We start from the raw sequence: 21948 nt of genomic DNA on the forward strand, positions 1-21948 counted from the left end.
GGTGTGTCATGGTCTGGTAACCGGTCGGTGCTCGGTGTTGGGCGAGTTGCGTGTGCCGACTACAGTGCTGCTGGCATCACAAGGGTGATGTGACGGGTGGGCCGCTCCGGGCCCCTCCGTGCACACAGTGTTTCTCATGGGGGACGGTGGAGCATGGGTCAGTTCACGATGACCGCACAGGAGATGACGGAGTTCGCCAAGCAGATCGGCGAGGCGATCCACAAGATCGAGGGGGAGCAGACCAAGCTCCACAACACGGTCACCAACATCGGCGGCGGGTGGAAGGGCCAGGCGGCCACCGCCTACACGAACCTGCAGACCCAGTTCAACGACGACATCAAGGCGCTGAACCAGTCCCTCAACGCGATCAAGGACGCGATCGAGCGGACCACCGCGCACTACGCCCAGACCGAGGCCGAGCAGCAGGACCAGTTCCGGCCGCAGAGCTGATCACGGCGCCCGCCGTCGCGCCGATCGCCGCTCCGCTCCGCTCCGTCGCTCCACCGGATGCCCGCCGCGCGGGCGCCCGTTCCTCGTCTAGGGAGACACCGTGTCCGACCAGATCCACGTCAACTTCGAGACCCTCCACCACGCTTCGGAGGAGGTCAAGAACGTCGCCTCGCGCATCGACCACCTGCTGAACGACCTCAAGGGCAACGTCAAGAAGATCTCCGGCAGCTGGGTGGGCAAGGCCCAGGAGGGTTACCAGGCCCACCAGACGCAGTGGGACACCCGCGCCGCCCACCTGCAGAGCGTCTGCAAGCAGATCGCCGACGCGCTGGAGAGCGCCGCGGTCAGCTACCGGCAGACCGAGGACGCCAACGCCAAGAACTGGAGCTGATCCCGCGTCCCCCGAAGGGGGGAAGCGGGCAGGGGGCGGGCACCCGGATCCCGGGGCCCGCCCTTCGGTGCGCCCGGCAGGAACGGCCCAGACCCGCCCAGTGGGGGAGCGAGATGAGGAGCGACAGGGTGTCCGGACGCCGGTACCGGAAGGCGGCCGCGGCGTTCGCCGCGCTCGCGGTGCTCGGCGGCCCGCTCGCCGCGCCGGCCCGTGCGGACGGGCCGGGCCTGGCCGCCGCGGGCGACTGCCCGAAGAACGCCCCGGACGTGCCGACCGTGCCGTGGTCGCTGCAGCGCCTGCTGCTCGACGAGCTGTGGCAGGGCGGGCGGACCACCGGCAGCGGCGTGGCGGTCGCGGTCATCGACACCGGGGTGGACGACCGCAACCCGCAGCTGAAGGACAAGGTGCTGGCGGGCTCCAACCTGCTGGTCAACCCGGAGACCAAGCAGCCGATCGACGCCACCACCGCCAAGGACGACCCGGTCGGCCACGGCACCAAGGTGGCCGGCATCATCGCCGCCCGCCGCGTCAGCCAGAGCGGCTTCGTCGGCCTCGCCCCCGACGCCCAGATCTACTCGGTCCGGCAGAACGACAGCGAGGGCCACGGCGACGTCTCCAGCCTGGTGGCGGCCGTCAACGAGGCCGTCGCCGTCAAGACCAGGGCCCCGGACAAGGGCGGCCCGGTCAACGTCCAGGTCATCAACATCTCCCAGGACGTGCGCGGCGCCGGCGACAGCCACTTCGGCGGCTACCAGGAGCTGAAGGCCGCGATCCAGCACGCCGAGGACGCCGGCGTCGTGGTGGTCGCCTCCACCGGCAACGACGGCAAGGAGGGCGACACCTACCCGGGCGCCTTCCCGACCGTCCTCGCGGTCGGCGCCTCCGACCGCAACAACGAGCGCGCGCCGTTCTCCCAGTACGGCGACTTCGTGAAGGTCGCCGCGCCCGGCGTCGACATGCTCTCCACCGTCCCCGGCGGCGGCCAGTGCGTGGACCAGGGCACCAGCTTCGCCGCCCCCTACGTCTCCGGGCTGGCCGCGCTGCTGAAGGGCGCGCATCCGGACTGGTCGCCGGCGCAGGTGCGGGCCTGGATCGAGCAGACCGCCCAGCGCACCCAGCGCGAGCCGGACCGGTTCACCGGCTGGGGCGTGGTGGACCCGGTCCGGGCCGTCACCAAGGCGCCCGCCGTCGCGCCGACCGCGGCCGTTCCCGAGGCGCCCGTCCAGCTGGCCGCCGCCCCGATCGTGCCGCAGCCGGTCGGCCTCGGCGAGACCCAGGCCGACCGCGACGGCCGCACCGCGACGTACGTGCTCGGCACCGGCGCGCTGCTGGTCGCGCTGCTCGTCGGCGGCGGCGTGGTGCTGCGCGACCGCCGCCGCGCGGCAGAACGGAAACTGACGGTGTAACACCCCGTCCCACCCGCCGCATCAAACAGGTGTCGGAGCGGGGCGGACCAACGGGGGGCAGTGCGCATGGGGTGGATCGGGAACGGCCGGGAGGCCAAGGACGCCGAGTTCCTGGAACTCGTGTCCAGCCGCACCGGCCACCTGTACCGCTCGGCCTGCCTGCTCACCAGCGGCGACACCCACTACGCCGAGGACCTCGTCCAGGAGGCCCTCAGCCGGATGTACGTCCTGTGGCGGCGCAGCGCGTGGACCGGCCGGTCCCGGATCGACAACCCGGCGGCCTACACGCACACCGTGATGGTCCGCGCCTTCCTGGCGCAGCAGCGCCGCCGTTCCAGCGGCGAGCGCCCCACCGACGCCCTGCCGGAGCCGGAGGGCCGGGAGGACTCGGACAGCACGCTGCGGCTGACCCTCCTCGACGCGCTCGGCCGGCTGTCGGCGAAGGACCGCGCCGTCCTGGTGCTGCGGTACTGGGAGGACCGCAGCGTCGAGGAGACGGCCGAGGTGCTGCACGCCTCCTCCGGCGCCGTCCGGACCCGCACCACCAGGGCGTTGGCCAAGCTGCGCACGCTGCTCGGCGACTCGCTGGGCGAACTCGCCGGCCGTTGAAGCCCGTGGGGCAGGCCCGGTCGGCCGTGCCGCGGCCGGGGGCGGCGGACCGGTTCCCGAACATCCATGACGCAAGGAGAAGGTGATCATCCATGTCCGAAAACGACAAGTTCGAGGACGATCTGCTCGTCGCCATGACCCGCACCGGCGAGGGGTTCCGCACCGAGCAGGGCGAGTTGGTGGCCGGCGGCTACCAGCGGGGCCGCCGCCGCTGGCGTCGGCGCTCGACCGCCGCGGTGGTGGGCGGCGCGGCCGCGCTGGCCCTGGTGGGCGGTGGCGCCGTCTACCTGACCGGGTCGCCGGCCAAGGACGCGGCCCCGGTGGCGGCCGCGGCCGCCCCGAGCGGCTCGGCGGGGCTCACCCCGGCCGCCTCGCCGTCCGCGGCGAGCGCGTCCGAGGCCCCGGCGGCGCCGCCGGTCAGCGGTGACGACGTGGTGGCCGCCTTCAAGGCGCTGCTGCCCGCGGGCCAGACCTTCGACGCCAAGGGCACCGGCACCGAGCCGCCGGCCGGCAAGCCGTACGGCGGCGGCATCTCGGCGACGGCCTCGCTGGTCTTCGACGACGGCCACGGCAAGGCCGCGATGGGCATCTCGCTCGGCCGCCTCGGGGACAACGACCCGAACCGGTCGCAGAACACCTGCCCGGACAAGAAGCTCGTCCCGTACGACGCCTGTACGGCGACCACCCTGCCGGACGGGTCCACGCTGACCGTCTTCCAGGGCTACGAGTACCCGGACAAGCACGTCTCGACCAAGTGGTGGAACGCCAAGCTGATCGGCAAGGACGGCCGCCAGATCGAGCTGTCCGAGTGGAACTCGGCGGCCGAGAAGGACGCGGCGGACAGCCGTACGGCGCCGCCGCTGTCGCCGGAGCAGCTGAAGGCGATCGTGACCGACAAGTCCTGGGACAAGGTCGTCGCCTCGATCCCGGAGCCGAAGCCGGTCAGGACGCGGGACACCGGCAAGGAGTACAGCGCGCAGGAGATCCTGCAGATCACCGCGAAGCTGCTGCCGAGCGGGCTGCGGGAGACGGAGGTCAACGACAAGGGCGACGGCTACGCCAACTTCGTGCTGGACGACGGCAAGGGCAAGTCCCTGGTCGAGGTCAACGTCCAGGACTGGGGCCACAACGAGGTGACCAAGGAGCAGGTGTTCGGCAACGCCGAGACGAAGCCGGACGGGTCCAAGGTGGTCGTCCGCAAGCAGCCGGGCAACCCGGCCGGCTGGATCGTCGACGCCCTGCACCCGGACGGCACCCGGGTGGTGGTCGCCGCGTACAACAGCGGCAGCCAGCGCACCCCGGCGACCCGCACCACCCCGGTGCTGACCGACGAGCAGCTGCAGACGATCGCCCTCAGCCCGGAGTGGAAGCTCAAGAAGTAGCCGCCGCCCGGACGCGGCGGTGCCCCGGGCTGGGGGAGGCCCGGGGCACCGCCGCGTGGGGGGTGGGGATGGTCAGGACTGCTGCTGGTCCTCGGGGAGGGTGATCACCCAGCGGGTCTCCTGCCGGGGGCGCAGGTAGAACAGCCAGTAGAGGGTGGCGGCGGCGGTGATGCCGCCGGTCCACAGCAGCGGCTCGGCGGCGAGCTTGGTCATGATGTAGAGCAGCACGCCGATCAGCAGGACGGGGATGACCGGCCACAGCGGCATCCGCCAGGCGGCGGCGTGCTTGTGGTGGGCGCGGCGGGACAGCAGCGAGGCGACCGCGACCAGCAGGTACATCGCGGTGACGGCGACGCCGGTGATGTTGCTGAGCAGCTCGCCCTTGACGAAGCAGAGCGCGGCGCCGGGCAGGCCGACCGCCAGGGTGGCGACCCACGGGGAGCCGAACCGGCCGAGGGTGCCGAAGGCCTTGTTGACCGGCTCCGGCCAGGCCTTGTCGCGGGCGGAGGCGAACAGCACCCGGGAGTTCTGGATCACCATGACGATGCCGGCGTTGATGATGGCCAGCGCGATGCAGAGGCTGATGAAGGTGCCGACCGCGGAGTTGCTCCAGGCGGTGACCATGGCCGAGATGTCGCCGGCGGCCAGGGTGTCCAGGTCGGGGGCGCCCATGGTGATGGCGGCGACCGGGATCAGGATGATGGCGCTGGAGAGGCCGAGCGTCCACAGCACGGTGCGGGAGACGGTGCGGCGGGGGTTCTCCAGTTCCTCGGACAGGTAGACGGCGGTGGAGAAGCCCTGGGTGACGAACAGGGCGATGCCGAGCGCGCCGACGATGGCGCCGATGCCGACCGGGTTGACGGCGCCGTGGTCCCCGGCGACCACGCCGTGCAGCAGGCTCGGGTGGTCGGGGTTGGTGTGGGCGAAGCCGAGCACCGAGACGACGGCGGCGGCGACGACCTCCAGGACCAGGAAGACGCCGGTGATCCAGGCGTTGGCCCGCAGGTCGAGCAGGCCGGCCAGGGTGGCGGCCAGCATCACCGCGGCGCCCGCGATCGGCTTGGGGACGTCCAGGACGGGTGCCAGGTACTCGGCGGTGCCGAGGGCGATGACCGAGGGGACGATCATCACCACGATGAGTGACTGGACGAAGACCAGCCAGCCCATCAGCCGTCCGGCCAGGGTGCCGACCATCGCGTACTCGCCGCCGGCGCTGGGGATCAGGGTGCCGAGCTCGGAGTAGCAGAAGGCGACGGCGACGCAGAGCACCGAGCCGATGGCGATGGCCAGGGCGGTCGCGCTGCCGATGCCGGCGAACAGCTGCGGCACGATCACGAACAGCGTCGAGGCCGGGGTGACGCAGGACAGCGTGAGGAGCGTGCCGCCCACGACGCCGATCGAGCGCTTGAGCTGCTGGGGGGCACCCGCGTCGGCCGCCTGGGCGGTCACGGACTGTGGCGGGCGAAGCGTGTCGGTCATGTGGCTTCCGATCGGCTCTGTGCGGTCCTGGGATGGGAGCGGTATCGCCTCCGCTGGCTGGCTGCTCGGGTCCTGGTCAGTGCGCTCCCGGGCCGCAATGGAACCGTGGCGTATGGAGCGCGTCAACGCCGCAACCGCTTCGGATTCCGTTGCGGACAGGCGCATGAACATGCGATCCGAAGATCACGTTCGGTCATCGCACTGTTTGTCCGACTTGTTACTTTGGCCGCCGTGCATCTGAATCCAAGGTGAACGTCGAATTGCGCTCCGGAATTCAAAGGCGTCGGCCGGGCGGACGGCGATACGCCCAGGTGGCCGCGCGTGCCCCCGGAGCCGCACCGGCCGGGTACGGGAACCGCAGCCCTCGCCCGGAAAGATCTCTGTAACGTTTCAGCACCCGAGACGCCGAAGGGGCCGGACCTCCCGGGCCCGACCCCTTCCGCTCACTGTCCGTAGCCGCCGGCGGAGGCCGGACGGCGGCGGACACCCGTCACGTCACCGGCAGCCAGCCCGTCTGGACCATCTGCCCGGCGCTCACCCGGCGTGACACGTACACCCCGCGGCCCGGCGGCAGCGCCTGCGGCCGGACGGTGCCCAGCAGCGCGCCCTCGTCCCGGTTCCCGGACAGGATCACGCCCTGCCCGCCCAGCTCGCGCATCCGCTGCAGCACCGGCTCGTACAGCGAGCGCCCGGCGCCGCCCGCGCTGCGGGCCACGATCACCCGCAGGCCGATGTCCCGGGCGAACGGCAGGAACTCCGCCAGCGGCGCCAGCGGGTTGCCCGAGCTCGTCGCGACCAGCTCGTAGTCGTCGACGATCACGAACATGTCCTTGCCGCTGTACCAGCTGCGGTTGCGCAGCTGCTCGGCCGTCACGTCCGGGCCCGGCAGCCGGCGCGAGCAGGCCCCGCGCAGCATCTCCACGATCGCCGACATGGCCGGCTGCGCGGCCGCGTACTCCACCAGGTACTCCTGCGGCACGGTGCCCAGCAGGGCGCGCCGGTAGTCGCCGATCACGATGCCCGCCTGCTCCGGCGTGTAGCGCTCGGTGATCTGCTTGACCAGCATCCGCAGCAGCGCGGACTTCCCGGACTCGGTGTCGCCGAACACGATGAACAGCGGGTCCGTCTCGAAGTTGACGAACACCGGCGCCAGCTCGGCCTCGTCCACGCCGAAGGACACCCCGCGCTCCGGGTGCTCGGAGCCCTTCGGCAACGACGTCCCGTCCAGCACGGCCGGCAGCATCCGCACCTGCGGGGCGCGCGGCCCCGCCCAGGCCCCGTCGACCGCGGCGACCAGCGCGGCCACCCCGTCCTGCAGGTCCTCCACCGAGGAGGAGCCGTCCAGCCGCGGCAGGCCGCCCAGGAAGTGCAGCCGCTCCGCGGTGATGCCCCGCCCGGCCAGCGGCGGCACGTTCTGCGCCACCCGGCGGTCCACCTCGGACTCCATCGAGTCGCCGAGCTTCAGCTCGGTGCGGTTCTGCAGCAGGTCCTTCAGCGCCGGGCGCACCTCCGCGTACCGCGCGGCGGTGATCACCAGGTGGACGCCGTAGCCGAGGCCGCGCTGGGCGATGTCGGCGATCACCGGCTCCAGCGCGTCGAACTCCTGCTTGAAGGTGTTCCAGCCGTCGATCATCAGGAACACGTCGCCGAACGCCTCGTCCGGCAGCTGACCGGCCGCCCGGCGGGCCCGGTAGGTGGCGATGGTGTCGATCCCGGTGGCCCGGAACAGCTCCTCGCGCCGGTTCAGCACCCCGTGCACCTCGGACACCATCCGGCGCACCTTGTCCACGTCCAGGCGCCCGGCCACCCCGCCGACGTGCGGCAGCCCGGCCAGCGAGCCGAAGCTGCCCGCGCCGAAGTCCAGCAGGTAGAACTGCACCTCGCGCGGGGTGTGGGTGAGCGCGAACGAGGCCACCGTGGTGCGCACCACCGTCGACTTGCCCGAGCGCGGGCCGCCCACGACCAGGCCGTGGCCGGCCGCCCCCGCGTAGTCGACCTCCAGGATGTCCGTCTTCTGCTCGCGCGGCTTGTCCACGACGCCGATCGGCACCCGCAGCCGCCCGCCCGGGTACCCGGGCGCGGTCAGGCCGCGCTCCGGCACCACCTGCAGCGGCGGCAGCAGGTGGTCCAGGCTCGGCGCGTCCGCCAGCGGCGGCAGCCACACCTGGTGCGCCGCCGGGCCCTGGCCGGCCATCCGGTGCACGAACACGTCCAGCACGGTGTCCACCAGCGCGTCGTCCTGCTCCTGGACCGGCGGCGCCTCCTCCTCCACCGGGTCCGGCAGCTCCACGTACGCCGCGGTGAACTCCACCGGCCTGGCGTTCAGCCGCCGCCCGCCCGTCGACCGCTGCTGGCCCGGCGCCCGGTACGGCCCCGAGACGTACGCGGCCTTGAACCGGTCCATCACGTCCTCGCCGAACTTCAGGTAGCCGACGCCCGGCACCGGCGGCAGGTGGTACGCGTCCGGCACGCCGATCGCCGCCCGCGACTCGGCCGCCGAGAAGGTCCGCAGACCGATCCGGTACGACAGGTAGGTGTCCAGGCCGCGCAGCTTGCCCTCCTCCAGACGCTGCGAGGCCAGCAGCAGGTGCACGCCCAGCGACCGGCCGATCCGGCCGATCTGGATGAACATCTCGATGAAGTCCGGCTTGGCGGTGAGCAGTTCGGAGAACTCGTCGATGATCAGCACCAGCGAGGGCAGCGGGTCCAGTGCCGCGCCGGCCGCCCGGGCCCGCTCGTACTCGTGGATGTTGGCGTAGTTGCCGGAGCGGTGCAGCAGCTCCTGGCGGCGGTGCAGCTCGCCCTCGATCGCGTCCCGCATGCGGTCGACCAGGGTGAGCTCGCCCTCCAGGTTGGTGATCACCGCCGAGGTGTGCGGCATGTCCGCCATGCCGGAGAAGGTCGCGCCGCCCTTGAAGTCGGCGAGCACGAAGTTCAGCGTCTCCGAGGAGTGCGTCATCGCCAGCGCCAGCACCAGGGTGCGCAGCAGCTCCGACTTGCCGGAGCCGGTCGCGCCCACGCACAGGCCGTGCGGGCCCATGCCCTCCAGCGCGGCCTCCTTGATGTCCAGGTAGACGTGCTCGCCGTTCGCCCCCACCCCGATCGGCACCCGCAGCCGCTCGTGCTGGGCGCGCGGGCGCCAGCTGCGCGCCACGTCGAAGGAGCCCGGATCGCCGGAGCTCATCATGTCGGTGAAGTCCAGGTTCGACAGCAGCGGCTCGTCGTCGCCGCCCGCCGAGATCCGGTACGGCGCCAACTGCCGCGCCAGCGCCTCCGACTGCCACGTCGACAGCAGGTCCGGCTTGCCGGTGTACGTCGCCCCGGAGGCCGAACGCAGCACCAGCTCCTCGGAGTTGACCGTCACCATCAGGTGCCCGCTCGGCTCGTCCACGTCACCCGGGACGACCTCGATGACGGTCACCCCGTGCAGGCCCTCCGGGCTCGCCAGCAGCGAGTCGTGCGGCACCCCGGCGCCGTCCATGACGACCACCAGGTGCGGCTGGTCCTGCGCCGGCGCCGCGTCCCGGACGAACCGCTGGCGGCCGGACAGCTCGTCCTGCAGCAGGTACTCCAGCTCGCCCAGGTCGTGCGCGGTCAGCCGGCGCGAGCCCGCGCCGTCACCCTCCTTGCGGTGCTGGTTGTGCGGGAGCCACTTCGTCCACTCCCACTCCTCGGCCGCGCCCGGCGCCGCCGCCACCGCCACCAGCAGGTCGTCCGGCGAGTGCAGCGTGGTCAGCTGGGCGATCATCGCGCGCACGTTGCCGTACACCGCGTCCGGCTCCCCGCACACCGTGATGTGGTAGAAGGCCCGCAGCGACACCGCCAGCGGCAGGTCCTGCAGGGTGCCGTGCGCCTTCAGGAAGGAGTGCATCGCCGCCGCCGACAGCGGCTCCAGCTCGTCCATCGGCGCGGTCTGCGGCGCCACCAGCGGCGTCGACAGCTGCACCGGCCCCAGGCCCACCCGGATCTGCGCGAAGTCGCCGTCCCCGGAGCGCCGCTCCCACAGCCGCCGCCCCTCCGCCACGATCGACCACAGCTGGTCCGGCGCCGGATTCAGGAACAGCAGCGCCCCGCGCTGGCTCTCCGCCGTGCGGCGCACCTGGCGGCGCATCTGCTGCAGGTACTTCAGGTAGTCGCGCCGCTCGTCCGCCAGCGCCGTCGAACCGCCCTTGCGGGCCCGCACGACCTGCGCCAGCACCATGCCCAGCGTCGAGGCGATCATCAGACCGCCCATGATCTTCATCGGGGCCTGGGCGCCGGGCGAGAAGAAGAACACCGCCGACCCGCCCATGCCGAGCATCGGCAGGATGCTCATCAGCCAGTCCTCGCCGCCCTGCCGGGGCAGCTCCGGCGGCGTCTCCAGCACCACCGGATCGTCCGGCACCGCCGGCGGATAGGCCCTGGCCGGGCGCTTGACCGTGATCACACCCATGTGACATCCACCCCGCGGCGTCGATCGATCACTTCGGCATCAGCCCTCACGCAACTGGACTCGTACGGACCGGACCCGTACGGCTCGTACGGGATCCCGAGACCGACGAACCCCGCCCCCCCACGCGCAGGGGCCGATCCTAACGGTCGCCCCCGCACCGCCCGCCACGGCCCGGCCCCGGCCCCGACCGACCCCAACCGGCCCCGGCACCGGGCACGAACCGACCCGGTAGGGTAACGCCGCGCCAACTCGCGGACCGGCGGACCCAGTTCCCCGGCCCCCGCGCAGCAGCCACACCGAGCGCCGCCGGACCGCGGCCGTCAACGAGGGGGAGCGCCCAGTGCGTCGAAGGAACGAGGGGCGGCCATGACGAGCCCCGCCGCGACCGGCTACTGCCGGGTCACCGTCGTCGCCCCGGACCGCCGGATCGACGTCGCCCTGCCCGAGGACGTCCCGCTCGCGGACGTCTACCCCGAGGTGCTGCGGCTCGCCAACCAGAGCCAGCCCGAAGGCGCCCCGACCGGCTTCCACCTCGTCCGCCGCGACGGCACCGTCCTCGACAGCGGCCTGCCGCTCGCCGCCCAGCAGGTCCGCGACGGCGACCTCCTCGCGCTGCGCCCGTTCGCCGAATCCCTCCCGCCCGCCGTCTACGACGACGTCGCCGACGCCATCGCCAGCGCCGTCCAGGCCGACCACCGGTTCTGGACCGCCGAACTCATGCGCGGCTTCGGCCTCATCGGCGCCGGCGTCCTGCTCGCCCTGCTCGGCTTCGCGCTCTGGTTCTCCGACCTGCGCCACGACATGCACGGCCTGCCCGGCGTCCTGGCCGGCGTCACCGCCGTCGTCCTCACCGCCCTCGCCGGCGTGCGCGCCCGGGTCTACCAGGACGCCCACGCCGCCCTCGCCCTCGGCCTCGGCGCCCTGCCGCACGCCCTGATCGGCGGCAGCGGCGTCCTCGCCGTCGCCCACCCCGGGGACGGCCCCGGCCGCCTCCAGTTCCTGGTCGGCTGCGTCGCCGTCCTCGTCCTCTCCGTCCTCCTCGTCGGCCTGCTGCCCAGCATGGACGCGGTGTTCGTCGCCGCCGCCCTGGTCGCCGCCGCCGGCACCCTCGCCACCTTCACCGCCGTCCTGATGCCCCGCACCCCGGCCGCCGACATCGCCGCCGTCACCGGCGTCGCCGCCGTCGCCGCGATCGGCTTCCTGCCCGGCCTGTCCGCCCGCTTCGCCCGGCTCCCGGTCGGCTTCAGCGCCCCCGGCCAGACCCGCACCCGCAGCCGCGACTACGACGAGGAGGCCGAGCGCGCCGAGGCCGTCCAGTACGAGCGGATCGCCCAGCAGGCCCGCCGCGGCCACGAGGTGCTCGTCGGCCTGGTCGGCGGCTGCGCCGCCGTCGTCGTCGGCGCCTGCGCCGTCCTCGGCTTCTCCGACCGCACCTACCCGGAGCTGCTCGCCCTCGCCCTCGGCCTGGCCGCGATGCTGCGCGCCCGGCTGTTCCGCTACACCGCGCAGGTGCTCGGCCTCACCGTCGCCGGCCTGCTCGGCCTGTGCCTGCTGATCGTCGGCCTGTCCCTGCACACCCCCCAGTTCGTACTGCGCGCCGCCGGCTCCACCACCGAGCTCGACCTGCGAACCATCTGGCTCGGCGCCTCCATCGCCTTCGGCGCCGCACTGCTCACCGCGATCGCCCTGGTCGTGCCCCGGCTCGGCGTCTCCCCGTTCTGGGGGCGGGTGCTGGACCTGGTCGACAGCCTCACCCTGATCTCGCTCGTCCCGCTCGCGCTCGCCGTCCTGGACGTCTACCGGCTGGTGCGCGGCGCCACCGGCTGACCGCCCGCCGCACGTCACCCACCCGTGCCTCCCACCCGCCGACCGGCCGGGTGGGAGGCACTGGTACGCTTGGCCTTCGAGCGCAGCCGTGTGTCCACCCACTCCGTGGGACGCCGACCGCGGCCCGCGCTCACGACACCGAGTTCTCGATGAGTCCTGTGTTGTCGACCAGGACCGCTCGGTAGACCTTGAAGGAGTTGCAGTGGCTCTCGCCTCTGACGTCAAGAAGCAGATCATCGCCGAGTTCGGCCAGAAGGAGGGCGACACCGGCTCCCCCGAGGTTCAGGTGGCCATGCTCTCCCGCCGCATCTCGGACCTGACCGAGCACCTGAAGATGCACAAGCACGACCACCACTCGCGTCGTGGCCTGCTGATCCTGGTCGGCCAGCGCCGCCGTCTGCTGCAGTACCTGGCCAAGAAGGACATCGAGCGCTTCCGTACGCTCGTCGACCGCCTGGGCATCCGCCGCGGTGCCGCCGGTGGCGCCCGCTAGTCACGCCGCTCGGGGCGGCTCCCCACACCGGGGAGCCGCCCCTCGCGCGTATGTCGCGGCCCCCGGGCCGCGGCGCCCGGACATAACAACTCGCGCGCACCTCCCCAGGTGGCCGAGGATTGCACCGTAGGGTTGTGGGCATGCCGGGTGATGGCGCAGCAGCGCGCCACCCGGGCAGAAGGACCCGAACCCCCCGCGGGACGAAGGCTTCAAACGGAAGCCGCCCGCATCCGAGAGAGCGTCCAGACGCGGACCGCCCCCGGCCCGGCAGCCGTAGCCGCCGGTCCTCGGTAGTGGCCCCCGGAAGCCCCGCAGACGAGCGGGGCGCCCCGGAGGCTTCGATCGAAGACCGGCCCGACTGCCGCCCTCCCTGACAGGAGGGCCCGGGCCCACGTGCAGGCAAGCGCGGGGACGCTCTCCCGGAGACGTACGAAAGAGGAGATCTTCCAGGTGGAAGAGAACGTGTTCTACGCCGAGGCCGTGATCGACAACGGCACCTTCGGCACCCGTACCATCCGCTTCGAGACCGGCCGCCTGGCCCGTCAGGCCGCCGGCTCCGCCGTGGCCTACCTCGACGACGACACCATGGTGCTGTCGGCCACCAGCGCGTCCAAGCAGCCGAAGGAGCACTTCGACTTCTTCCCGCTGACCGTGGACGTCGAGGAGCGGATGTACGCCGCCGGCCGCATCCCCGGCTCGTTCTTCCGTCGCGAGGGCCGGCCCTCCGAGGACGCGATCCTCACCTGCCGCCTGATCGACCGCCCGCTGCGCCCGTCCTTCGTCAAGGGCCTGCGCAACGAGGTCCAGGTCGTCTGCACCGTCATGGCGCTGAACCCGGACCACCTGTACGACGTGGTCGCCATCAACGCCGCCTCCGCCTCCACCCAGCTGGCGGGCCTGCCGTTCTCCGGCCCGATCGGCGGCGTGCGCGTCGCGCTGATCAACGGCCAGTGGGTCGCCTTCCCGACCCACAGCGAGCTGGAGGCGGCCGTCTTCGACATGGTCGTCGCCGGTCGCGTCCTGCCGGACGGCGACGTCGCGATCATGATGGTCGAGGCCGAGGCCACCGACAAGACCATCAAGCTGGTCGAGGGCGGCGCCGAGGCGCCGACCGAGGAGGTCGTCGCCGCCGGTCTCGAGGCCGCCAAGCCCTTCATCAAGGTGCTGTGCGCCGCCCAGGCCCAGCTGGCCGCCCAGGCCGCCAAGCCGACCGGCGAGTTCCCGGTCTTCCTGGACTACCAGGACGACGTCCTCGCCGCCCTGACCGCCGCCGTCAAGGACGAGCTGGCCCAGGCCCTCACCATCGCGGGCAAGCAGGAGCGCAACAACGAGCTCGACCGCGTCAAGGCGCTCGCCGCCGAGAAGCTGCTCCCCGAGTTCGAGGGCCGCGAGAAGGAGATCAGCGCCGCCTACAACGCGCTGACCAAGAAGACCGTCCGCGAGCGCGTCATCAAGGACAAGGTCCGCATCGACGGCCGCGGCGTCACCGACATCCGCACCCTGGCCGCCGAGGTCGAGGCCATCCCGCGCGTCCACGGCTCCGCCCTGTTCGAGCGTGGCGAGACCCAGATCCTGGGCGTCACCACCCTGAACATGCTCCGGATGGAGCAGCAGCTCGACACGCTCTCCCCGGAGACGCGTCGCCGCTACATGCACAACTACAACTTCCCGCCGTACTCGGTCGGCGAGACCGGTCGCGTGGGCGCCCCCAAGCGCCGCGAGATCGGCCACGGCGCGCTGGCCGAGCGGGCGCTCATCCCGGTGCTCCCGACCCGCGAGGAGTTCCCGTACGCCATCCGCCAGGTCTCCGAGGCGCTCGGCTCCAACGGCTCCACCTCGATGGGCTCGGTCTGCGCCTCCACCATGTCGCTGCTGAACGCCGGTGTGCCGCTGAAGGCCGCCGTCGCCGGCATCGCCATGGGCCTGATCTCCCAGGACATCGACGGCGAGACCCACTACGTCACGCTGACCGACATCCTCGGTGCCGAGGACGCGTACGGCGACATGGACTTCAAGGTCGCCGGTACCCGCAACTTCATCACCGCGCTGCAGCTGGACACCAAGCTCGACGGCATCCCCGCCTCGGTGCTGGCCGCCGCCCTGAAGCAGGCCCGCGACGCCCGCCTGCACATCCTCGACGTGATGAACGAGGCCATCGACTCCCCGGACGAGATGTCCCCGAACGCGCCGCGCATCATCACCATCAAGATCCCGGTGGACAAGATCGGTGAGGTCATCGGCCCCAAGGGCAAGATGATCAACCAGATCCAGGAGGACACCGGCGCCGAGATCACGATCGAGGACGACGGCACCATCTACATCGGTGCCGCCGACGGCCCGGCCGCCGAGGCCGCCCGCACCACGATCAACCAGATCGCCAACCCGACCATGCCGGAGGTCGGCGAGCGCTACCTGGGCACCGTGGTCAAGACCACGACGTTCGGCGCGTTCGTGTCGCTCATGCCGGGCAAGGACGGCCTGCTGCACATCTCGCAGATCCGCAAGCTGGCCGGCGGCAAGCGCGTCGAGAACGTCGAGGACGTCCTCGGTGTCGGCGCCAAGGTGCAGGTCGAGATCGCCGAGATCGACCCGCGCGGCAAGCTCTCCCTCATCCCGGTCGTCGAGGGCGAGGAAGGCGGCGAGGCCGCTTCCGAGTGAAGCGCCGCTAGCTGACCCTTGCGGCCCGTACGCCTCCCGGCGTGCGGGCCGCACCCTGTTGTCCCCGCGCTCTGCTGTCCACCGCAGTCCGTCGTTCCCGCGTTCGTCCGCACGGTGACCGCCCCCGTGCGCTTCTCTGGAGGTACCCCGTGGCCCAGGCCCCGGCCGCGACGCAGCGTCCCGGCACCACCCGGACCCTGCTCAAGGGCGTCGACGGCGCCGGCACGGTGCGCCGCACCGTCCTTCCCGGCGGCCTGCGCGTCGTCACCGAGACCCTGCCGACAGTGCGCTCCGCCACCTTCGGCATCTGGGTCGGCGTCGGCTCGCGGGACGAGACCCCGCAGCTCAACGGCGCCACCCACTACCTGGAGCACCTGCTCTTCAAGGGCACCGAGCGGCGCAGCGCGCTGGACATCTCGGCGGCCCTCGACGCGGTCGGCGGCGAGATGAACGCCTTCACCGCGAAGGAGAACACCTGCTACTACGCCCGGGTGCTCGACACCGACCTGCCGCTGGCCGTCGACGTGGTCTGCGACATGCTCACCGGCTCGCTCATCCGCCCCGAGGACGTCGACGCCGAGCGCGGCGTCATCCTCGAGGAGATGGCGATGGCCGAGGACGACCCGGGCGACGTGGTCCACGACCTCTTCGCCAAGGTCCTCTTCGGCAGCGGCCCGCTCGGCCGCCCGATCCTCGGCACCCAGGAGACCATCAAGTCCCTCACCCGGGACCAGATCGCCGGTTTCTACCACCGCCGCTACCGCCCCGAGCACCTCGTCGTCGCCGCGGCCGGCAACCTCGACCACCGCAAGGTCGTCAAGCAGGTCGAGCGGGCCTTCGCCCCGGTGCTGGCCCGCTCCACCGCCGCCCCCGCCGAGGCCCGCCGCGGCGTCAAGGCGGTGCGCACGGCCGGCCGGGTCGAGGTGCTCAACCGCTCCACCGAGCAGGCCCACCTGGTGCTGGGCGTGCCCGGGGTGCCCCGGCACGACGAGCGCCGCTGGGCGATGGGCGTGCTCAACGCGGCCCTCGGCGGCGGCATGAGCTCCCGGCTGTTCCAGGAGGTCCGGGAGAAGCGCGGCCTCGCCTACTCGGTCTACTCGTACTCCTCGTCCTACGCGGACAGCGGCCTGTTCGGCATCTACGCGGGCTGCCAGCCCAAGCGCGTCGAGGAGGTGCTGCGGATCTGCCGAGCCGAGCTCGCCAAGGTCGTCGCCGAGGGCATCACCGAGGAGGAGCTGCAGCGGGCGATCGGCCAGATCTCCGGCTCCACCGTGCTCGGCATGGAGGACACCGGCTCGCTGATGAACCGCATCGGCAAGGCCGAGCTCAGCTACGGCCACCACCTGTCCGTGGACGACATGCTGGAGCGGATCGCGGCGGTCACCCTGGAGGACGTCCACGCGGTCGCCCGTGATGTGCTGGGCGCGTACCGGCCGTCGCTGGCGCTGATCGGTCCGGTCAACGACAAGCGGGCCGCCAAGCTCGCCGATCTGCTGGTCTGAGACCGGCTGGTGTGAGAGGAACTTCGCTATGACGCTGCGTGTCGCCGTGATCGGCGCCAAGGGGCGGATCGGCTCCGAGGCCGTCAAGGCCGTCGAGGCCGCGCCGGACATGGAGCTGGTGGCCACCCTCGGCCGCGGCTCCCGGCTGGAGGAGCTGACCGAGGCCGGGGCGCAGGTCGCCGTCGAGCTGACCCACCCGGACTCGGTGATGGGCAACCTCGACTACTGCGTCCACAACGGCATCCACGTGGTGACCGGCACCACCGGCTGGGACGACCTGCGGCTGTCCGAGCTGGAGGGCTGGCTCGTCCCGGCCGAGGCGACCGGACGCCCGCCGCTGCCCGTCGGCGTCCTGATCGCGCCGAACTTCTCCATCGGCGCGATCCTCGGGATGAAGTTCTCCCAGATCGCGGCGAAGTACTTCGAGTCGGTCGAGGTGGTCGAGCTGCACCACGACCGCAAGGCCGACGCCCCCAGCGGCACCGCCACCCGCACCGCCCAGCTGATCGCCGCCGCCCGCGCCGAGGCCGGCCGCCCGAAGCAGCAGGACCCGACCACCCACAGCCTGCCCGGCGCGCGCGGCGCCGACGTGGACGGGGTGCCGGTGCACGCCGTGCGGCTGCGCGGCCTGCTCGCCCACCAGCAGGTGATGTTCGGCGACACCGGCGAGACGCTCACCATCCGGCACGACTCGCTGCACCACAGCAGCTTCATGCCGGGCATCCTGCTGGGCGTGCGCAAGGTCGTCGAGACCCCGGGCCTCACCTTCGGCCTCGAACACTTCCTGGACCTGTGAGCCCCGAATGACCTCTCGTACCGGCTTCTTCGTCCTGTCCGCCGTGCTGCTGCTGGTCTCGCTGATCTGCGTGCTGGAGGGCGTCCAGCTGATCGCCACCGGCAAGCCGCTCGGCATCGGCATCGGGATCTGCGCCTTCGTGATCCCGATGATCGGCGTCTGGTTCCTGCGCCAGACCGTCCGCTTCGGCCGGGACAGCGAACGGCTCGCCCGCGAGCTGGAGGCCGAAGGCGGCCTGCCGGTGGACGAGTTGAAGCGCACCACCGGCGGACGGATCGACCGCGCCTCCGCCGACGCGGTCTTCGCCCGCCGCCGGAGCGAGGCGGAGGCCGCGCCCGGCGACTGGCGGGTCTGGTTCCGCCTCGCCGTCGCCTACGCCGACGCCGGCGACACCCCGCGCGCCCGCACGACCATGCAGCACGCCATCAAGCTGCACCGCACCGAACCCGCAAGGAGTAACGCGTGAGCGACGAACCGACGGCCCCCAGCTTCCGGGGAGACGTGACGGTGGAGCTGGTCCGCAGCGCCGCCGCCGACTCGGACGTCATCTGGGCGGCCCGCGTCTCGACCGCGGGGGAGCAGTCCCTGGAGGCGGTCCAGCAGGACCCGGAGAAGTCCAAGGGCCTGATCAACTTCCTGATGCGCGACCGGCACGGCACCCCGTTCGAGCACAACTCGATGACCTTCTTCATCAGCGCGCCGATCTTCGTGTTCCGCGAGTTCCACCGGCACCGCAGCGGCTGGTCGTACAACGAGGAGTCCGGCCGCTACCGCGAGCTGCAGCCGGTCTTCTACGTCCCCGCCGAGGACCGCAAGCTCGTCCAGCACGGCCGCCCGGGCAAGTACGAGTTCGCCGAGGGCACCCCCGAGCAGCACAGGACCACCACCGGGGCGATGGAGGCCGCGTACCGCGAGTCCTACGCCCGCTACCAGGAGATGCTGGCGGCCGGCGTGGCCCGCGAGGTGGCCCGCGCGGTGCTGCCGGTCGGCCTGTTCTCCTCGATGTACGCGACCTGCAACGCCCGCTCGCTGATGCACTTCCTCTCGCTGCGCACCAAGCGGGAGAACTCGGCGGTGCCGTCCTTCCCGCAGCGCGAGATCGAGATGGTCGCCGAGCAGATGGAGGAGCAGTGGGCCCGGCTCATGCCGCTCACCCATGCGGCCTTCGAGAAGCACGGTCGGGTCGCCCCCTGACCTGGGACGACGGGCATCCGGCAGAGTGTCTGGCATGTCTGGATTGCGGCTTTTCTGACCGCTCCCTACATTCGTGAACACGGATTCCGGTGCTGACCGAACCCCCGAGCGGGCAGCACCGGAATCCCATGTCCGCGCCCGTCCGACCCGTTTCACCTGTCCGAACCCTGGACCGGCATGGGGACCGCCCCACCGCCTACGAGTAGTTTTGGACGCATGGCTCCGACCTCCACCCCCCAGACCCCGTTCGGCCGGGTCCTGACCGCCATGGTCACCCCGTTCACCGCCGACGGCGGGCTCGACCTCGACGGCGCCCAGCGCCTCGCCACGCACCTCGTCGACTCCGGCAACGACGGCCTCGTCGTCAACGGCACCACCGGTGAGTCCCCGACCACCAGCGACGCCGAGAAGGCCCAGCTCGTCCGCGCCGTGGTGGAGGCGGTCGGGGATCGCGCTCACGTGGTGGCCGGCGTCGGCACCAACGACACGCACCACAGCGTCGAGCTGGCCCGCCAGGCCGAGGCCGCCGGCGCGCACGGCCTGCTGGTCGTCACCCCGTACTACAACAAGCCCCCGCAGGAGGGCCTGTACCGGCACTTCACGCAGGTCGCCGACGCCACCGGCCTGCCGGTCATGGCGTACGACATCCCGGGCCGCAGCGGCGTCGCGCTGAGCCACGAGACGCTGGTCCGGCTCGGCGAGCACCCGCGGATCGTCGCCAACAAGGACGCCAAGGGCGACCTCGGCGCCGCCGCCTGGGCGATCGCCCGCTCGGACCTCGCCTGGTACTCCGGCGACGACATCCTCAACCTGCCGCTGCTGTCGGTCGGAGCCGCCGGTGTCGTCAGCGTCGTCGGGCACGTCGTCGCCGGCGAGCTGAAGACGATGATCGAGGCCTACCTGGCGGGCGATGTGGTCAAGGCCACGACGATCCACCAGGGCCTGCTCCCGGTCTTCAGCGGTATGTTCCGCACGCAGGGCGTGATCCTCACCAAGGCAGCGCTGGAGCTCCAGGGCCTGCCCGCCGGCCCGCTGCGGCTGCCGCTGGTCGGTGCGACGCCCGAGGAGATCGCGCGATTGAAGAAGGATCTCGCCGCAGGCGGGGTACACCTGTAGCAGACACGGACGTGCGCGCCCCGGCTCGCCGGACCCTCACGGGCCCGCCGCTGGACCGGACCGAAGGCGCGAGAGCACAGACCCAGTAGGAAGAACGACACTGAGTACGCACGCCATATGTCTCCGGGGGAGGACCCCGGGCATATGGCGTGCGTCGTGAGGAGAGTCTTTTGAGCCACCCGCACCCCGAACTCGGAGCACCGCCCGCCCTGAAGGAGGGCGTCCTCCGCATCACCCCGCTCGGCGGCCTCGGCGAGATCGGCCGCAACATGACGGTCCTCGAATACGGGGACCGCATGCTGATCGTCGACTGCGGCGTCCTCTTCCCCGAGGACGAGCAGCCCGGCGTGGACCTGATCCTCCCGGACTTCAGCTACATCCGGGACCGCCTCGACAAGGTCGACGGCATCGTCCTCACCCACGGGCACGAGGACCACATCGGCGCCGTCCCGTTCCTCCTCCGGGAGAACCCGGACATCCCGCTGATCGGCTCGAAGCTGACCCTCGCGCTGATCGAGGCCAAGCTCGCCGAGCACCGCATCCGGCCGTACGTGCTGGAGGTCAAGGAGGGCCAGCGCGAGCGCATCGGCCCGTTCGACTGCGAGTTCATCGCCGTCAACCACTCCATCCCGGACGCCCTCGCCGTGGCCGTCCGCACCCCCGCCGGCATGGTTGTGGCCACCGGTGACTTCAAGATGGACCAGCTGCCGCTGGACGGCCGCCTCACCGACCTGCCGACCTTCGCCAAGCTGGCCGAGGAGGGCATGGACCTGCTGCTGGTGGACTCCACCAACGCCGAGGTCCCCGGCTTCATCCCGCACGAGCGCGACATCTCGGCGGCGCTGCGAAACGTTTTCGCGAACGCGGACAAGCGCATCATCGTCGCCTCCTTCGCCAGCCACGTGCACCGCATCCAGCAGGTCCTGGACGCCGCGCACGAGTACAAGCGCAAGGTCGCCTTCGTCGGCCGCTCGATGGTCCGCAACATGGGCATCGCCCGCGACCTCGGCTACCTGAAGGTCCCTGGCAACATGGTCGTGGACGTCAAGCAGCTGGACGACCTCCCGGACAAGGAGGTCGTGCTGATCTGCACCGGCTCGCAGGGCGAGCCGATGGCGGCGTTGTCCCGGATGGCCAACCGCGACCACCAGATCCGCATCGTCGAGGGCGACACCGTGGTGCTCGCCTCCTCCCTGATCCCGGGCAACGAGAACGCCGTCTACCGGGTGATCAACGGCCTGACCCGCTGGGGCGCCAAGGTCGTGCACAAGGGCAACGCCAAGGTGCACGTCTCGGGCCACGCCTCGGCCGGCGAGCTGCTGTACTTCTTCAACATCTGCAAGCCGCGCAACCTGATGCCGGTCCACGGCGAGTGGCGGCACCTGCGGGCCGCCGCCGAGCTCGGCATCGCCACCGGCGTGCCGCGCAACCGGGTCGTCATCGCCGAGGACGGCGTCTGCGTCGACCTGGAGAAGGGCGTCGCCCGGATCGTCGGCAAGGTGCAGGCCGGGTACGTCTACGTGGACGGCTCCTCGGTCGGCGACATCACCGAGGCCTCGCTCAAGGACCGCAAGATCCTCGGCGAGGAGGGCTTCATCTCGGTCTTCGTCGCGGTCGACTCGACCAACGGCAAGATCGTCGGCCGCCCGACCATCCAGGCCCGCGGCTCCGGTATCGACGACAACGCCTTCGTGCCGGTCGTCTCCAAGCTTCAGGAGGCCCTGGACCGCTCGGCGAGCGACGGGGTGCTCGAGCCCCGCCAGGTGCAGCAGCTGGTCCGCCGGACCATCGGCAAGTGGGTGGCGGACAACTACCGCCGCCGGCCGATGATCCTGCCGGTCGTCGTCGAGGTCTGATCCTCGTTCGGCCCCTGCCGACCTCGGTTTGACGTGGGGCGGCCCGGTGCGTAATGTTCTCCGGGTTGCCCCACGGGACGAGCCCCAAGGAAGTACTCGAATCGAAATTCGAGAACGACCGGGAAAACGGACCGAGAAACTCTGATAGAGTTCGGGAGCGCCGAAAGGCGAAAGCCAAATCGGATGAATGAAACTCCGGAAAACGGAGCGGAAAACATCTGATAAGCTGGAAACACGAAAGAACGAAGCCCGGAGGGTCCGCTGGAAGGCGGCTCGAAGGAAGCGTCCGTTCCTTGAGAACTCAACAGCGTGCCAAAAGTCAACGCCAGATATGTTGACATCCCCGGCCTCGATCGC

General features: G+C 71.6%; 16 protein-coding genes. 14 read left to right on the plus strand and 2 right to left on the minus strand.

All coding sequences use genetic code 11. The features are described 5' to 3' along the window. Nucleotides 1-153 precede the first annotated feature (153 nt). The 5 genes from VM95_RS29420 (at nucleotide 154) to VM95_RS29440 (ending at nucleotide 4238) form a co-directional block, all read left to right on the plus strand. On the plus strand, nucleotides 154-450 hold the full coding sequence (locus tag VM95_RS29420; RefSeq protein ID WP_045702404.1) for a WXG100 family type VII secretion target: 297 nt from the start codon (nucleotides 154-156) through the stop codon (nucleotides 448-450). A 100-nt stretch (nucleotides 451-550) separates the two neighbouring features. Continuing rightward, on the plus strand, nucleotides 551-841 hold the full coding sequence (locus VM95_RS29425) for a WXG100 family type VII secretion target (RefSeq protein WP_045702406.1): 291 nt from the start codon (nucleotides 551-553) through the stop codon (nucleotides 839-841). A 128-nt stretch (nucleotides 842-969) separates the two neighbouring features. After that, a complete protein-coding gene (gene mycP, locus VM95_RS29430; RefSeq protein ID WP_244178993.1) occupies nucleotides 970-2247 on the plus strand; it encodes a type VII secretion-associated serine protease mycosin in 1278 nt (425 codons plus the stop codon). A 66-nt stretch (nucleotides 2248-2313) separates the two neighbouring features. Next, nucleotides 2314-2856, plus strand: coding sequence for a SigE family RNA polymerase sigma factor (locus VM95_RS29435; protein WP_045702410.1), 543 nt, complete (start codon nucleotides 2314-2316; stop codon nucleotides 2854-2856). A 92-nt stretch (nucleotides 2857-2948) separates the two neighbouring features. Beyond that, nucleotides 2949-4238, plus strand: coding sequence for a hypothetical protein (locus VM95_RS29440; RefSeq protein WP_045702412.1), 1290 nt, complete (start codon nucleotides 2949-2951; stop codon nucleotides 4236-4238). 72 nt (nucleotides 4239-4310) lie between these two features. On the opposite strand, the gene VM95_RS29445 is transcribed toward VM95_RS29440, so the two are convergent. Beyond that, the gene (locus VM95_RS29445) at nucleotides 4311-5717 is read right to left on the minus strand and encodes an APC family permease (protein ID WP_045702414.1); all 1407 of its coding nucleotides are present in this window, start codon (nucleotides 5715-5717) and stop codon (nucleotides 4311-4313) included. Between the two features lie 490 nt (nucleotides 5718-6207). Next, on the minus strand, nucleotides 6208-10149 hold the full coding sequence (locus tag VM95_RS29450; protein ID WP_045702416.1) for a type VII secretion protein EccC: 3942 nt from the start codon (nucleotides 10147-10149) through the stop codon (nucleotides 6208-6210). Between the two features lie 366 nt (nucleotides 10150-10515). Between VM95_RS29450 and eccD the strand changes: the two genes are divergently transcribed. The 9 genes from eccD to VM95_RS29495 all read left to right on the plus strand — a co-directional run bounded on the left by eccD (nucleotide 10516) and on the right by VM95_RS29495 (nucleotide 21591). Then, entirely contained in the window at nucleotides 10516-11976 is a 1461-nt protein-coding gene (eccD, locus tag VM95_RS29455) for a type VII secretion integral membrane protein EccD (RefSeq protein WP_045702418.1), read from the plus strand. 202 nt (nucleotides 11977-12178) lie between these two features. After that, on the plus strand, nucleotides 12179-12469 hold the full coding sequence (gene rpsO, locus VM95_RS29460; protein WP_045702420.1) for a 30S ribosomal protein S15: 291 nt from the start codon (nucleotides 12179-12181) through the stop codon (nucleotides 12467-12469). Between the two features lie 450 nt (nucleotides 12470-12919). Next, nucleotides 12920-15127, plus strand: a complete 2208-nt coding sequence (locus VM95_RS29465; RefSeq protein ID WP_045702422.1) for a polyribonucleotide nucleotidyltransferase — start codon at nucleotides 12920-12922, stop codon at nucleotides 15125-15127. 149 nt (nucleotides 15128-15276) lie between these two features. After that, nucleotides 15277-16629 carry a M16 family metallopeptidase gene (locus tag VM95_RS29470; RefSeq protein ID WP_045702424.1) on the plus strand — a complete coding sequence of 451 codons (1353 nt, stop codon included), beginning with the start codon at nucleotides 15277-15279 and terminating at the stop codon, nucleotides 16627-16629. A gap of 28 nt (nucleotides 16630-16657) precedes the next feature. Further along, on the plus strand, nucleotides 16658-17425 hold the full coding sequence (gene dapB / locus VM95_RS29475; protein ID WP_045702426.1) for a 4-hydroxy-tetrahydrodipicolinate reductase: 768 nt from the start codon (nucleotides 16658-16660) through the stop codon (nucleotides 17423-17425). Nucleotides 17426-17432: 7 nt separating this feature from the next. Then, the gene (locus VM95_RS29480) at nucleotides 17433-17891 is read left to right on the plus strand and encodes a tetratricopeptide repeat protein (protein ID WP_045702428.1); all 459 of its coding nucleotides are present in this window, start codon (nucleotides 17433-17435) and stop codon (nucleotides 17889-17891) included. Continuing rightward, nucleotides 17888-18619 (plus strand): FAD-dependent thymidylate synthase, encoded by a 732-nt coding sequence (gene thyX / locus VM95_RS29485; protein WP_045702430.1) that lies wholly within the window; start codon nucleotides 17888-17890, stop codon nucleotides 18617-18619. Before VM95_RS29480 ends, thyX begins: the two co-directional genes overlap by 4 nt. A 216-nt stretch (nucleotides 18620-18835) precedes the next feature. Continuing rightward, nucleotides 18836-19735 (plus strand): 4-hydroxy-tetrahydrodipicolinate synthase, encoded by a 900-nt coding sequence (dapA, locus tag VM95_RS29490; RefSeq protein WP_045702432.1) that lies wholly within the window; start codon nucleotides 18836-18838, stop codon nucleotides 19733-19735. Nucleotides 19736-19905: 170 nt separating this feature from the next. Beyond that, the gene (locus tag VM95_RS29495; protein WP_045702434.1) at nucleotides 19906-21591 is read left to right on the plus strand and encodes a ribonuclease J; all 1686 of its coding nucleotides are present in this window, start codon (nucleotides 19906-19908) and stop codon (nucleotides 21589-21591) included. The last annotated feature ends 357 nt before the right edge of the window (nucleotides 21592-21948 follow it).

The organism is Streptomyces rubellomurinus (assembly GCF_000961885.1).
GTDB classification, from domain to species: Bacteria; Actinomycetota; Actinomycetes; order Streptomycetales; family Streptomycetaceae; genus Kitasatospora; species Kitasatospora rubellomurina.